The 13,914-nt window shown below is 68.9% G+C and carries 12 protein-coding genes and 1 other RNA gene; 12 read left to right on the top strand and 1 reads right to left on the bottom strand.

Features of this window, described 5'->3' with window-relative positions; translation table 11 throughout:
* Positions 1-119 precede the first annotated feature (119 nt).
* A complete protein-coding gene (locus B7K21_RS01990) occupies positions 120-866 on the top strand; it encodes an SDR family oxidoreductase (RefSeq protein WP_084073339.1) in 747 nt (248 codons plus the stop codon).
* 13 nt (positions 867-879) lie between these two features.
* Here B7K21_RS01990 and B7K21_RS01985 read toward each other — a convergent pair whose 3' ends face one another.
* Positions 880-1,650: a YaaA family protein gene (locus B7K21_RS01985; RefSeq protein WP_084073337.1), complete on the bottom strand. Its 771-nt coding sequence runs from the start codon at positions 1,648-1,650 to the stop codon at positions 880-882.
* A 61-nt stretch (positions 1,651-1,711) separates the two neighbouring features.
* Here B7K21_RS01985 and rnpB point away from each other — a divergent pair.
* The 11 genes from rnpB (at position 1,712) to B7K21_RS01930 (ending at position 13,914) form a co-directional block, all read left to right on the top strand.
* Positions 1,712-2,079, top strand: an RNA gene (gene rnpB, locus B7K21_RS01980) — RNase P RNA component class A.
* A 79-nt stretch (positions 2,080-2,158) separates the two neighbouring features.
* Positions 2,159-2,518, top strand: a complete 360-nt coding sequence (locus B7K21_RS01975; protein WP_084073335.1) for a VOC family protein — start codon at positions 2,159-2,161, stop codon at positions 2,516-2,518.
* A 134-nt stretch (positions 2,519-2,652) separates the two neighbouring features.
* On the top strand, positions 2,653-3,456 hold the full coding sequence (locus B7K21_RS01970; protein ID WP_234989136.1) for a hypothetical protein: 804 nt from the start codon (positions 2,653-2,655) through the stop codon (positions 3,454-3,456).
* 215 nt (positions 3,457-3,671) lie between these two features.
* On the top strand, positions 3,672-4,295 hold the full coding sequence (locus B7K21_RS01965; RefSeq protein WP_200806225.1) for a hypothetical protein: 624 nt from the start codon (positions 3,672-3,674) through the stop codon (positions 4,293-4,295).
* 208 nt (positions 4,296-4,503) lie between these two features.
* A complete protein-coding gene (locus B7K21_RS01960; protein ID WP_084073333.1) occupies positions 4,504-6,201 on the top strand; it encodes a glycoside hydrolase family 13 protein in 1,698 nt (565 codons plus the stop codon).
* On the top strand, positions 6,198-7,091 hold the full coding sequence (locus tag B7K21_RS01955) for a carbohydrate kinase family protein (RefSeq protein WP_084073331.1): 894 nt from the start codon (positions 6,198-6,200) through the stop codon (positions 7,089-7,091). Before B7K21_RS01960 ends, B7K21_RS01955 begins: the two co-directional genes overlap by 4 nt.
* A gap of 231 nt (positions 7,092-7,322) precedes the next feature.
* Positions 7,323-8,567 carry an extracellular solute-binding protein gene (locus B7K21_RS01950; protein WP_084073328.1) on the top strand — a complete coding sequence of 415 codons (1,245 nt, stop codon included), beginning with the start codon at positions 7,323-7,325 and terminating at the stop codon, positions 8,565-8,567.
* 96 nt (positions 8,568-8,663) lie between these two features.
* Complete coding sequence (locus B7K21_RS01945) at positions 8,664-10,226, top strand: ABC transporter permease subunit (protein ID WP_084073326.1); 1,563 nt, start codon at positions 8,664-8,666, stop codon at positions 10,224-10,226.
* Position 10,227: 1 nt separating this feature from the next.
* Positions 10,228-11,115 carry a sugar ABC transporter permease gene (locus B7K21_RS01940; protein WP_084073324.1) on the top strand — a complete coding sequence of 296 codons (888 nt, stop codon included), beginning with the start codon at positions 10,228-10,230 and terminating at the stop codon, positions 11,113-11,115.
* Positions 11,116-11,228: 113 nt separating this feature from the next.
* Positions 11,229-12,242 (top strand): LacI family DNA-binding transcriptional regulator, encoded by a 1,014-nt coding sequence (locus tag B7K21_RS01935; RefSeq protein ID WP_084073322.1) that lies wholly within the window; start codon positions 11,229-11,231, stop codon positions 12,240-12,242.
* A 103-nt stretch (positions 12,243-12,345) separates the two neighbouring features.
* The gene (locus tag B7K21_RS01930) at positions 12,346-13,914 is read left to right on the top strand and encodes a succinic semialdehyde dehydrogenase (protein ID WP_144016020.1); all 1,569 of its coding nucleotides are present in this window, start codon (positions 12,346-12,348) and stop codon (positions 13,912-13,914) included.

The raw sequence follows: 13,914 nt of genomic DNA, 5'->3' as shown, positions 1-13,914 counted from the left end.
AACGTCTGGCGCGGTCGATCCCCCTCGACACGCTGGAGCGACACGCCGCAGTGGGAACTCGCGACGTGTCAGACCCGTTCCGCACAGTGGAGACCCGACCCATTCGCAAGGAGAACCTGATGGCCCCTGCCCGCGCCGCCCACCCCGCACTCGAAGGAGCCCGCGTGCTCGTCCTCGGAGGCACCTCCGGGTTCGGCAGGCAGGTCGCGCAGGAGGCTGCCGAGGCGGGTGCCAAGGTGATCGTCGTGGGGCGCGACAAGGCTCGGCTCGAGCATGCCGTGACGGCGCTGCGAGAGACGGGTGCCGCCGTGGGGGGTGCCGCGCTGGACGTGGCCCAGCCGGCGGCAGTGGAGGCGCTCGCGGCGCAGATCGGCCAGGTGGACCACGTCGTGTCCATGCTTGGCAGCGCCATGAGCGGTGGCTTCGCGTCGGCGCCGTGGGACGACATTCAGGGCGCGGTCCAGGCGAAGCTGTTCGACAACCTGCGCGTCGCACGCGCCATCGCGCCTGTCATCGCCGAGGGCGGCTCGCTGACCTTCACTGCAGGCACGGGAGGCACCCCGGACAACTCATCCGGCACCGTCATCGGCAATGAGGCGATCGCGACCATGGTGCGTGGCCTTGCCGTGGAACTGGCGCCGAAGGTGCGCGTCAACGCCGTCTCGCCCACCTGGACGCTGACCGGCCTGTGGCGCGACCTCGACCCGGCGACGCTCGAGGAGACCGCCGCCCAGATGGCAAGCGCCGTCCCGCTCGGTCGCACGGCCACCGTCGCCGAGGTGGCGAGCGCCTATCTGTTCCTCATGGAGAGCACGTTCGTGACCGGCCACACGCTCCCCGTCGACGGAGGCATGGCGCTCGTCTGAGCGCAGCGGCGCGTCAGCCCGCGATGACGAGCGTGAGCTCGTCCGGGCCCTTCGCGCGCGCCTCCAGCGCCACGTCGACCAGCGCGTCGCCGATCATCCCGGCAGCGGCGTCGGCGAGGTCCGACGCCGTCGCCGGGGTCGCGTCCGTCTGCACCAGGTGCGCGGCGAGCAGGCCGCGCGTGTGCTTCGCCATGTGGCTCACCACGGCTCGCTTGCCATTGAATTCGCGCATCACCTTGACTGCGACCCATGGGGCGTCAGGCCGGTACGCGGCGACATAGCTCGAGCTGCGGCAGTCGACGACGAGCCCGCCGTCGGCGAGCGCATTCAGCGTCGGGGTGAGGCAAGCACGCCAGAAGGAGGCCAGGCCGCCCAGGCGCCCCAGTGCCGTTGCCATCGACAGGCGATAGGCGGGGATCGCATCGGCGGGGGAGACCGCTCCCCACAGCGCCGAGACCACTCGCACGCGAGACGCCGCCCGCTCCAGCGTCGGGCCGTCCCACGAGGCCATCTTCGCCGCGTCGTACAGGACGCCCGTGTAGACCCTGGCCGCCGCATCGGCCGGGTTGTCCCACAGCGTCGTGTTGCGCACGACCTCGTCCGCGAGGCTCGCACCCACGTCCAGCACCTTCATCGCGTTGCGCTGCCCGCTGACTTTCGCGAGCGCGTCGCCGACCCGTCGGCGGGAGTCCGCGAGCTCGGCGTGGCTCAGCGCCGCGAGGTCGACGGGATCGCCCTCGATGGGCGCGGTCTTGCCTTCGGAGGGCGGGAGGAGCACGAGCACGGGTCACAGGGTAACCGGGCTTCAGCGGGTCGCGTCCCACCAGGTATCCTTGACACGCGGATGAGTTGGCCAGGCGGTCGCGTTGCGGGAAACCGCACCGAGGAACGTCCGGGCTCCACAGGGCAGGGTGATGGCTAACAGCCACCCGGGGTGACCCGCGGGACAGTGCCACAGAGAACAGACCGCCGGTGCCTCAGGGCGCAGGTAAGGGTGAAACGGTGAGGTAAGAGCTCACCGCGCGACCGGTGACGGGAGCGGCACGGTAAACCCCACTCGGAGCAAGGCCAGACAGGAAGCGCTTGAGGGCTGCCCGCCCGATGCTTCCGGGTAGGTCGCTTGAGCCCTGGAGCAATCCAGGGCCTAGATGGATGGCCGCCCCTCAGGCTTCGGTCTGAGAGACAGAACCCGGCGTATCGGCCAGCTCATCCGCCTTCGGCCTGGTAGATCGGCCGTGAGGATCGCAAGGCCCCTCAGGCACCTCAACAATCCCGGCGCCTACGATGGTCGCATGATGCGCTCGTTCGATCATGTGCTCCTGTCAATGCCCGCGGGGCGCGAGTCCGAAGCCAGGGCGTTCTATGCAGGCGTGCTTGGCATGGTCGAGATCGACAAACCTGCGGCCCTCGCTGCTCGCGGGGGAGCGTGGTTTGAGCAAGGCGGTATCGTCCTCCACCTCGGAGTCGAGGAGCCGTTCGTTCCTGCGCGCAAGGCTCATCCGGCGATCGTGGTGGATGACCTCGAATCGCTGCGTGTGATCCTGGAGGCAGCTGGACACCCTTGCACGCGGAGCGATGGCGAGCGGCCCGGAGTGAGTAGAGTCCACTGCTTCGATGTGTTCGGCAACCGTCTCGAGTTCCAGCAGGTCTAGGCGATTCCGGCATTGGTCAACTCATGCGCCTCACGCAAGACATGCGATCATCGCGGATCGGCCACGGATCCCGAGGGAAGGGACTCATCATCGCAATGCGAGCAACTCCCACGCAGGGCGCTCAGCCGACAGCATTGGCGAGCAGAACGCTGCTCGCGGGGTGCGGAAAGCTGGGCGCGCGCCTCGGCGAGCGCCTTGCGAACGAGGGCGAGACTGTCTTCGCGCTTCGACGCCACACCGAGAGCCTTCCTAGCCGCGTCGTGGCGATTGGCGCGGATCTCACGAAGCCCCTTCGCGAGCCGCTGCCCGTCGTTGACGCGATGGTGATCATGCTTCCACCCTCGGTGGATCCCGATGGGTACCGGCCGGTTCTTCAGCACTTGCGCGACGGGCTGCAGGAAGCTCCCTCCCGAACGGTGTTCGTGTCATCGACGGGCGTGTTCGAGGGCTGGGATGGCCCGCAGCCGATCACCGAGTCGCACGTTCCACGGCCCGCGACGCCACGGGCAAGAGTGATCCGGGAGGGAGAGCTCGTTGCCGAGGACCTGTTCGGTGCGATCATCGTGCGCCCCGCTGGAATCTACGGGCCCGGGCGCGAGTACCTGCTTCGCACGGTCCGCGATCACCGTGCGATCCACCGTGCCACACGTACGAATCGCGTTCACGAGACCGATCTCGTACGCGTGCTGCACGCGCTGCTGCGACACGAGGACCCACCCCATGTCATTCATGCCCTTGATGCCGAGCCCGCGACACTGGGCGACGTGACGGACTTCATCGCCGACGTCCTAGGCGTGGAACCGCCCACGGAGGGCGACGGTCCAGGTCGGACGGGCAACGTCTTTGATGGGACCGCGGTGCGGAGCCTGGTCGGTCACCTGGACTTTCCAACCTTCAGGGAGGGCTACCGCGACATGATCGAGCATGCTGCCGACTAGGAGTGCTTCCTGGAGGACAGCCGCGCAGTGCGCTGGCTCGGGTTGCAGGGCACAGATCATGCGCCAGATCTGCCCGGTTGTGCAGTGCGTGCGTCATCGCGATCTCGCGCCCCTGACCATGGGGGAGTGACGCGCGGCCAGCGCTGACTGCGTCGGTACTCCACCGACCTCGCCGGCCGCCCGTCGTTCGCTTCAGGAAGGGGCAGGCAGTGATCATGGACGACGAGGTCCAGGGCTCGGGTGCGAGTCAGCAGGGTTCCGACCCGGACGCGCGCCGCGGCGGCTGGTCGCTGTGGCGCAGGTTCCAGGATTGGCGCGACGCCCACCCGGACATCTACGAGTTCATCATGTTCAACATCATGTCGAACGTGGCGACGATCACGAACTTCCTGGTGCTGTTCGTCAGCAACGCGATCATCTTCTCGGCGTGGGCGGACACACCGTTCAGCTGGGGGCCGTTCGAGTACACGGTGGCCGCTGGCGGTCTCGCGGGCTTCCTGTCGTTCCTCCTGGCCTACGCGGCGGCGCAGGCCGTGAACTTCTACGTGCAGCGCAAGGTCGTCTTCAAGGCGAACAACAACCTGGGCGCGGCCATCCCGATCTACATCACCGCCGTCGTCGCGGTGTACTTCATCTGCCTGTACGTGCCGCAGATCATCGTGCCCCCGCTGACGGACGTCGTGGGCGGCTGGGCCGTCTACGTGGCGAACGTAGTCAACATCATGATCCAGGTCGTCATCCTCTACCCGGTGCTGAAGTTCGTGGTGATGCGCAAGGTGGAGCAGAACGAGGCCGCAGAGGCGGCCGCCCACGAGGCGGAGGGGTCACGCACGGACTGACCCCTCGTGCCGCGGACCTGACCGCGGCCCCTCGATGACGATGCCCGCCGGGCACGCACCTCCAGCGCCCGGCGGGCATCGTCGCGTGTGGCGAGTTTGCATCGGGCAGGTGGAAGCGTTTACATTCCTCGCATGGCGCCTGACCGCGGCGCCCGGCACGGCCGCCGCGTCGGTCGGCCGCTGAGCACGCCTCGACGAGGAGAAGCGCATGTCGACCGACGTTGCCCCCGCACCCACCGCGACCAGCGAATCCGAGTGGTGGCGCACCGCCGTGATCTACCAGATCTATCCGCGCTCGTTCGCGGATGGCGACGGTGACGGCATCGGCGATCTCGTGGGCATCATCGACCGCCTCGACAGCATCGCCGAGCTCGGCGTCGACGCGATCTGGCTCTCGCCCTTCTACGCCTCGCCCCAGCGCGACGGTGGCTACGACGTCTCCGACTTCACGACCGTGGACCCGATCTTCGGCACCAACGTGGACGCGCGCCGACTCATCGGGCGCGCGCACGAGCTCGGGCTCCGTGTGCTGGTCGACGTGGTGCCCAACCACACCTCGAGCGAGCACCGCTGGTTCCGCGAGGCGCTGCGCGCTGAGCCCGGCTCGGCGGCCCGCGCGCGGTACATCTTCAGGGATGGAGCGGGCGAGCACGGCGAGCTGCCGCCCAACAACTGGCAGTCGATCTTCGGCGGACCCGCGTGGACGCGCATCGTCGAGGCCGACGGCAGCCCGGGTCAGTGGTACCTGCACCTGTTCGACAGCTCGCAGCCCGATCTCGAGTGGGGCAGTGAGCAGGTGCGCGCCGAGTTCGACGAGGTGCTGCGGTTCTGGCTCGACCTCGGCGTCGACGGCTTCCGCGTGGACGTCGCGCACGGTCTCGTGAAGGCCGACGGTCTGCCCGACTACATGCCCGCCGAGAATGCGGGCTCGATGGGTGGCGACGAGTGGGAGCCGATCCCGTATTTCGGGCAGGAGGGCGTGCACGACATCTGGCGCCGGTGGCGCCGCGTGCTCGAGGAGTACGGTCCAGACCGCATCCTCGCAGCGGAGGCTTGGATCCAACCCCTGGGTCGCATGGCGCAGTGGGTGCGGCCAGACGAGATGCATCAGGCGTTCAACTTCGCATTCCTGAGCGCCGACTGGGACGCGGCGAGCCAGCGGGCGGTGATCGCCGAGTCGCTCGACGCGTTCGGCGCCGTCGGCGCCCCGAGCACGTGGGTGCTGTCCAACCACGACGTGGTCAGACACGCGAGCCGTCTCGCCCTCACGGCAGAGAATCCGCAGGGTCACGGCATCGGGCCTGACTCGCCCGGACTGCCGATCCCCGAGCTGGGCCTGCGCCGCGCCCGCGCCGCGAGTCTGATGATGCTCGCACTGCCCGGCTCGGCCTATCTCTACCAGGGGGAAGAGCTCGGACTGCCCGAGCATGTCTTCATCGAGGACGAGCACCGGCAGGACCCCACATGGTTCCGCACGGCGGGGGAGCGCTACGGGCGCGACGGCTGCCGTGTGCCTCTCCCGTGGACGTCCGATGCGCCGGCCTACGGCTTCAGTGAGGCCGGCCGATCGTGGCTGCCGCAGCCCGAGGAGTGGGCCACGCTGGCGCGCGACGCCCAGCGCGGGGTGCCGGGCTCCACGCTCGAGATGTACCGGAGCGCCCTCGCCGCACGACGCACGCACGGGCTCGCGGTGGCGGAGCTCGCGTGGGTCGACGAGCTCGGTGGCGCTTCCGTCCCTGAGCAGGTGCTCGCGTTCGACGTCGCCGGGGTGCGCGTCGTGGTGAACCTCTCCGAGGCGGCAGTGCCGCTGAGTGACCTGGGCGTCCACACGGATCAGTTACTCATCGCGTCCGCTCCTGTGGTCGACGCGCTCGAGCCTGACTGCACGGTGTGGCTGCTGCGGTGAGCTCACTGCAGGACGTGGTCGTGATCGGATCCGCGTCCTGGAACCAGATCGTCTCCGTCGACGAACTGCCGGAGGCACGCCCGCATACGGTCACCGCGCGCGAGGCGTGGCACGCGCTTGGCGGCACGTCCGCGGGGAAGGCGCTGCATCTCGCGCAGCAGGGAGTGGAGACGCTCTGTGTCGCCGCGATCGGGGATGACGCCGATGCAGGCGCGATCCGGGAGCGGCTTCGCGGCCCTGGGCTGTACACCTCGTTCGTCGAGTGCACAGGGCCGAGCGAGCATCACCTCAACCTGGTGACGCCGCGCGGCGAGCGAGTCTCCGTCTTCCTCCATCACGCTCCTCAGCCGGTTCCCGGGCGGTGGAGGTCCGAGGCCCTCGCGGCGGCGCGGAGTGCGCGGGTGGTGGTGGCCGATCTGATGCCGATCGCGCGCAGTCTGCTCGGGGATCTCTCCGCCCAAGGGGCGTGGATCTGGACCGACCTCCACGACTACGACGGCACCGATGCCTACCATGACGACTTCGTCGACGCTGCGGACGTGGTGATCATGAACGACGACGGCACGCGTGACGTGCGTGGCGTGATGACCGCGCTGCTCGCGCGAGGGGTGTCGGTAGTCGTGTGCACCCGCGGAGCCCAGGGGGCGGTCGCGATGACGACTGACGGCGACACGATCTCGGTGGAGGCGTTTCCAGCGTCGGTGGTCGACACCAATGGCGCGGGAGACGCGTTCGCTGCGGGGATGATCGCGGAGGTGCTGCGCGAGGACCTTGCGCCCGGTGCTCTCCGCGGTGAGTCGCTGCGTGCGGCGATGCTCGCCGGCGCGGCGCGCGCAGTGAAAGCGCTGGAAACGCGTGACTTGGCGCCAGATGACGGGTCCTCTCGCTGAGTTCTGGCAACCGGGAACCGGGCGGTTGAGCCCTCGTGCGACGCGTGAGCGCTCACATGCCCCGGTGCCGCCGGTTCACTCGATCAGCGTGACCGAATCGTGATCTAGTCTGGTTCAAAGTGCCGAGTGGAAACGTTTACGCTGGAAACGCTTACAACGAAGTTGAGCCGAGACCGCCAGCCAGTTCGAGTCACGACGGGCAGGCACTCGCCCCGCAAGTGAAGGACTCTCATGACCAAGACAAAGAAGTCGATCGCCGCCGGCGCGATGCTGGTGACCGCAGGAATGCTCCTGAGCGCCTGCTCCGGCGGATCCACCGAGCCCACGTCGAGCGCCACCGCCACGGACACGGGCTCCGAGACCACCGCGACGCTCACCGTGTGGGTTGACGCCGAGCGTGCCGACTCCCTCGCGGACGCCGCCACCGCCTACGAGGACGAGACGGGCGTCGCCGTAGAGATCGTGTCGCGTGACAACGCGACCATCAAGGACGACTACATGCAGCAGGCGAGCACCGGCTCGGGCCCTGACATCGTCATGGGCGCGCACGACTGGCTGGGCGAGCTCACCACCAACGGCGTGGTCGCCCCGCTGGAGCTGGGAGACAGCGCCGACGGCTACCTGTCCGTCGCGCTCGACGCGGCCGCGTACGACGGCACCGTGTACATGCTTCCCTACGCCGTCGAGAACCTCGCGATGCTGCGCAACGCGGACCTCGTCGCGGAGCCCGCGACATCGTTCGACGACATGATCGCCAAGGGCACTGCCGCCGGTGCGGAGTTCCCGTTCGTGGTGGAGCAGGGCGTGGACGGCAACCCGTACCACCTGTACCCGTTCCAGACGGCTTTCGGCGCCCCCGTCTTCGGTCGTGACGCCAACGGCGCGTACGACGCGACGCAGCTCACGCTCGGCGACGGCGGCGACTTCGCTGCCTGGCTGTCCGCGCAGGGCGCGGCCGGCACCATCTCGACCGAGATCACCGGCGACATCGCCAAGGAGAAGTTCCTCGCAGGCGACGCCGCGTTCTGGCTCACCGGTCCGTGGAACGTGACCGCCGCGGTCGAGGGTGGCATCAACCTCGCCGTCGACGCGATCCCGTCGCCCGGCAGCGAGGACGCCCAGCCTTTCGCTGGCGTCAAGGGCTTCTTCGTGAACCAGTACTCGGAGAACAAGGTCGCCGCGAACGACTTCCTGGTCAACTACATCGGCACGACCGACGTGCAGGTCGCCCTGTTCGAGTCCAGCTCGGTCCTGCCCGCCCTCACCGAGGCCGCGCAGGCCGTGTCTGACGACGCGATCGTCGCTGGCTTCCTCGCCGCGGGCGAGCAGGCCGTCCCGATGCCAGCGATCCCGGCCATGGGCCAGGTCTGGCAGTACTGGGGCATCGCCGAGGCCGAGATCCTCAACGGCGCCGACGCGACCGCGACCTGGGACAAGCTCACCGCGGACGTCCAGGCCGCCATCGACGCCCAGTAGCGCACCACTGCAGCAGTGCCGGGCGGGCGCATACCCGCGCCCACCCGGCACCGCCGCGGCGCACCCGCCGGACCGACCTCTCACAGAACCAGGACCATGGAACACACCCGCTCTCTCACTGCGCTCGGGCGAAGCGGCCGCATCGGCCCCCTGATCGTCAAGCTGCTGATGCTCGGCGTGCTCGACTCCGTGCTCGTCTTCCTCGCGCTGATCCTCATCGGACGCGGCGACTGGGGCATCCTCGTGATCGTCACCGCCGCGGGCCTCGCGATCAACTGGGTCTATCTCTCCAAGCGAGCGCTGCCGGCGAAGTACATCACGCCCGGCCTCGTGTTCCTGGCCATCTTCCAGGTATTCGTGATCGGCTACACGGTCTACATCGCGTTCACCAACTACTCGACCGGTCACATCCTCAACAAGGACCAGGCCATCGAGTCGCTGCTCAGTCAGTCGCAGAGCCGTGTTGCCGACTCGCACCAGTACCCGGTGACCGTCGTGCGCGACGGAGACGCGTTCGGTTTCCTCGTCACCGCCGAAGACGGCACTGCCTACCTGGGGTTCGCCGACCAGCCCCTCGCACCTGTGGACGCGACCTTCGAGGACGGCACCGCCGTCGCCGCGGAGGGCGTCCAGTCACTGCAGTACGCCGACATCCTCGCGAACCAGGAGGCGATCTTCGACCTTGCCGTGCCTGCGGGCGACAGTGCCGAGGACGGTTGGCTGCGCACGCTCGACGGCCGCAGCGCCTACGAGTACGAGTCGAGCCGCGAATACGACGCCGTGGCGGACACGATGACCGACACCACGACCGGAGTCGTCTACACCGACGGCGGAGACGGGGCCTTCGTCGCTCCGGACGGCACCAGGATCCTGCCGGGCTGGCAGATCAACGTGGGCCTTGACAACTTCGAGCGCGCCATCACCGAGCCGACCATCCGCGGGCCGCTCATGTACGTCCTGGTGTGGACCTTCGCCTTCGCCTTCCTCTCCGTCCTGCTGACCTTCGCACTCGGCGTCGCCCTCGCGCTGTTGCTGAATGACCCGCGCATGCGGGGTCGCAAGGTCTATCGCCTCGTGATGGTGCTTCCCTACGCGTTCCCCGCGTTCCTCGGCGCCCTCGTGTGGTCGGGCATGTTCTCCACGAGCTTCGGCTTTATCAACCAGGTGCTCCTGGGGGGCGCCGCAGTGCCGTGGCTCACGGATCCCACGATGGCGAAGATCGCGGTGCTGCTGGTGAACCTGTGGCTCGGCTTCCCCTACATGTTCCTCGTTGCCACCGGCGCGCTCCAGGCGATCCCTGACGACATCCTCGAGGCCGCACGCACCGACGGAGCCACGCCGTGGGGCATCTTCCGGCACGTCAAGCTGCCGCTGCTGATGGTCTCGATGGCGCCGATCCTCATCTCATCGTTCGCGTTCAACTTCAACAACTTCAACGTGATCTACCTGGTGACCGGGGGAGGGCCGCGCGACACCGCGGCTTCGATCCCCGTGGGCTTCACGGACATCCTGATCTCGCTGGTCTACAAGGTGGCGTTCACCGGGCAGATGCGCGACTACGGACTCGCGAGCGCGTTCTCGATCATCATCTTCGTGGTGGTCGCGGCGATCTCCATCGTGAGCTTCCGTAAGACCAAGACCCTCGAGGAGATGAACTGACATGTCTGCTCCCGCCACCCGCGCGCACCTGCCCCGCTCCCGTCGGCGTCGGCCGATGCGGACGCTCGCCAAACACGCCGCCGCCATCGTCGCCAGCGCTTTCGCGCTGTTCCCCCTGCTCTACGTGCTCTCGGCCGCGCTGAACCCCACCGGCACGCTCACAGGATCCAACGAGCTGTTCAAGTCTGTCGGCCTGGACAGCTTCACCCGTCTGGTCACCTCCGACCAGTACCCGTTCCTCACATGGTTCAAGAACTCGCTCATCATCGGTCTCACCACCGCGGCGCTGTCGGTCTTCCTCGGAGCTCTCGCGGCGTACGCCTTCTCGCGCATGAGGTTCGTCGGGCGCAGGCCGGGGCTGCTCGGGCTCGTGCTCGTGCAGATGTTCCCGCAGCTCCTGGCGGTCGTCGCGATTTTCATCCTCCTGACCGAGATCGGTGAGATCTTCCCGGCGATCGGCCTGAACACCCATGCGGGTCTCATCAGCGTCTATCTGGGTGCGGCGCTGGGCGTGAACACCTATCTCATGTACGGCTTCTTCAACACGGTGCCCAAGGAGCTGGACGAGGCCGCGATGATCGACGGTGCAGGGCACGCGCGCGTCTTCTTCACGATCATCCTGCGCCTCGTGACCCCGATCCTCGCGGTGGTGGCCCTGCTGAGCTTCATCGCCACGTTCAACGACTTCGTGATCGCGTCCGTGGTGCTGATCGACGCGGACCAGCAGACCCTCGCAGTGGGCCTCTATCGCATGGTGTCGAACCCGAACTATGCCGACTGGTCGGCCTTCGCCGCAGGGGCCGTGCTTGCGGCGATCCCGGTCGTCGCGCTGTTCCTGTTCCTGCAGCGCTACATCGTGGGCGGACTCACCGCGGGCGCGGTGAAGTAGGCGCCGCCAGCCCGACGCCGTGGTCGCCGCAGGCCTGACGCCTCGGTGAGTGCGGCGTCGGGCGTGCGCGTGCCCCGGCTAGGCTGGGCGCGCAGGATCCAAGGGAGTCGAGAATGGCCGATATCAGCGACGTCGCACGTTTGGCTGGCGTCTCCAACGCCACTGTCTCGCGCGCGTTGAGCGGCCGTGGCCCCGTCTCTCCGACCACGCAGATCAAGGTCCGTGAGGCCGCACGACAGCTCGGCTACGCCGTCTCGCCGAACGCGTCCGGACTCGCGAGCGGCCGCACCGCGACCGTGGGAGTCGTCGTTCCGTTTCTCACGAGCTGGTTCTACACCGCCGTGATCGAGGGTGCGCAGGCGGAGCTCGTGACGCGGGGCTACGACGTCACGCTCTACAACCTCATGGGCTCCGGCGACCAGCGCGCCGCCGTGTTCGAAAAATCCCTGGCACGCAAGCGCGTCGACGCCGTGATCGCCGTGAGCCTCGAGCTCACCGACGCCGAGCTGGGCAGTCTCAACGCCATGGGCAAGCCCGTAGTGGGCGTAGGCGGACCGCTGGAGGGCGTGCCGACGATCTCGATCGACGACGTCGCCGTCGCCACGCTCGCGACATCCCACCTGATCGCGCTGGGGCATCGCCGCATCGCGCACCTGGGCGGCGACCCGGAGTGGGAGCGGGACTTCCACGTGCCTTCGAACCGCAGGCAGGGGTACGAGGCGGCGCTGCGCGAGGCGGGGATCGAGGTCGACCCGGCACTCTTCTTCCCGACCGAGTTCGGCATCGAGTCCGGATATCGGTCTACGAAGCGCATGTTCTCCGACCCGCGCCACGTCCCGACGGCGATCATGGCGGCCTCCGACGAGATGGCGATCGGCGCGATGCTCGCCGCTCGCGACCTCGGCCTGCGCGTGCCTCACGACCTGTCGATCGTAGGGATCGACGACTATCGGCTCAGCGAGTTCCACGGGCTCACCACCGTCGCGCAGTACCCGGCGCGCCAGGGCCGTGCCGCGGCGCAGATGGTCATGCGCATGCTCGCAGGCGAGGTCGTGGAAGCCGCTCCCGTCGACTACGACCTGATCGTGCGCTCGTCCACCGCGCGCCCGCCAGCGCCGGAGGGCTGAGCGCGCGCGTGGGCCGTGCCCCAGCGTCTGGCGAAGCGTCGAGAGCGCTAGCCTGGCGGTGTCGACCGCCGGTGTGGCCGTGCGGCGACGGAGAGGCATGTCGATGACGACCACCACCGCTGAGCAACGCCTGCCGCGCCTGGAGCGCGCGGACGCGTGGGCGCGGCTCGCCGAGGGCGGCGGCCCTTCGCTGACCGTGAGCAGTCCCTGGGCCAGTGGCGACGACGCAGTGCTCGGCGAGGTGGCGACCACGCCCGCCGCGCGCATCGGCGCGATCGTCGAGTCCGCGCGCGAGGCGCAGCGCGAGTGGGCGGAGGTGCCCGTGAGGGCGCGCGCTGCCATCCTGCGGCGTGTGGGTGCACTCGCGCGCGAGCGGCGCGAGGCGCTCATGGACGTCGTGCAGCTCGAGTCCGGCAAGAACCGCCTCAGCGCATTCGAGGAGGTCATGGACGTCGCGCTCAACGCCGCGTACTACGCGCGGGCAGGCAGGGCTGCGCTCAGGCCCCGCCGCCACTCGGGAGCGACGCCCGTGCTCACTTCCACCGTCGAGCACCATCGCCCCAAGGGCGTCGTCGGGATCATCACGCCGTGGAACTACCCGCTGACGCTCGCGGTGTCCGACGCCCTGCCCGCGCTCATGGCGGGCAACGCCGTCGTGCTCAAGCCCGACTCGCGCACGCCGCTGACGGCGCTCGCGGGCCTCGAGCTGGTGCGCGACGCGGGGCTGCCGGCGGGCCTGATGCGCGTGGTCGTCGGCGCGGGCAGTGAGATCGGTCCGCCGCTGGTGGACGCTGTGGATTACCTGATGTTCACGGGCTCCACCGCGACGGGGCGCGTCCTCGCGGGCGCGTGCGGCGAGCGCCTCATCGGGTGCTCCATGGAGCTGGGCGGCAAGAACCCCATGCTCGTGCTCGCGGACGCTGACGTGGAGCGCGCGGCCGCAGGGGCGGTGCGCGCCTGCTTCAGCAACTCGGGTCAGTTGTGCGTCTCGATCGAACGGATCTACGTCGCTGACGAGGTCTACGACGCGTTCGTCGCTGCGTTTGTGCGGCGTGTCCAGGCGATGAGCCTCGGCGCCGGACTCGACTGGGACATCGACATGGGCTCGCTTGCGTCGCGGCAGCAGCTCGATGCCGTGGGCGCGCACGTGACCGACGCGGTGGCCAAGGGCGCGACGGTCCTCGTGGGCGGGCGTGCTCGGCCCGATCTGGGCCCGTGCATGTACGAGCCGACCGTGCTCGCGGACGTCACGGAGGACATGCGGCTCGCGCGCGAGGAGACGTTCGGGCCGGTCGTGTCGGTGTACCGGGTCGGCTCGGACGAGGAGGCGATCGCACGTGCGAACGACTCCTCGTACGGCCTCAACGCATCGGTGTGGTCGGCGCGGCGTGGATCGGAGGCGGCGGCGCGGGTGCAGGCAGGCACGGTGAACGTCAACGAGGGCTACGCCGCAGCGTGGGGATCCACGGGAGCGCCGATGGGCGGGTGGAGGGACTCCGGGCTCGGGCGCAGACACGGGGTCGAAGGGATCCTCAAGTACACCGAGGCGCAGACGATCGCGGTGCAACGCGGCATCGGCATCGCCCCCGTGGGGAGCATGACGGCCGCGCGATACGCCGAGGTGATGAACGCGGCCGTCGGCCTCGTCGCACGGATGCCGAGGAGGCGATGA

This window comes from Demequina sp. NBRC 110052, from assembly GCF_002090075.1.
Taxonomy (GTDB): Bacteria; Actinomycetota; Actinomycetes; order Actinomycetales; family Demequinaceae; genus Demequina.
Note: the sequence above shows the minus strand (reverse complement) of the source record. Positions and strands in the feature narration are given on the sequence as shown.

Bases quoted from the DNA above. Each gene is read 5' to 3' on its own strand.
- B7K21_RS01975 (WP_084073335.1), top strand. From the start codon at position 2,159: ATGATGCGCTCGTTCGATCATGTGCTCCTGTCAATGCCCGCGGGGCGC.
- B7K21_RS01950 (WP_084073328.1), top strand. From the start codon at position 7,323: ATGACCAAGACAAAGAAGTCGATCGCCGCCGGCGCGATGCTGGTGACC.
- B7K21_RS01960 (WP_084073333.1), top strand. From the start codon at position 4,504: ATGTCGACCGACGTTGCCCCCGCACCCACCGCGACCAGCGAATCCGAG.
- B7K21_RS01930 (WP_144016020.1), top strand. From the start codon at position 12,346: ATGACGACCACCACCGCTGAGCAACGCCTGCCGCGCCTGGAGCGCGCG.
- B7K21_RS01940 (WP_084073324.1), top strand. From the start codon at position 10,228: ATGTCTGCTCCCGCCACCCGCGCGCACCTGCCCCGCTCCCGTCGGCGT.
- B7K21_RS01990 (WP_084073339.1), top strand. From the start codon at position 120: ATGGCCCCTGCCCGCGCCGCCCACCCCGCACTCGAAGGAGCCCGCGTG.
- B7K21_RS01945 (WP_084073326.1), top strand. From the start codon at position 8,664: ATGGAACACACCCGCTCTCTCACTGCGCTCGGGCGAAGCGGCCGCATC.
- B7K21_RS01935 (WP_084073322.1), top strand. From the start codon at position 11,229: ATGGCCGATATCAGCGACGTCGCACGTTTGGCTGGCGTCTCCAACGCC.
- B7K21_RS01965 (WP_200806225.1), top strand. From the start codon at position 3,672: ATGGACGACGAGGTCCAGGGCTCGGGTGCGAGTCAGCAGGGTTCCGAC.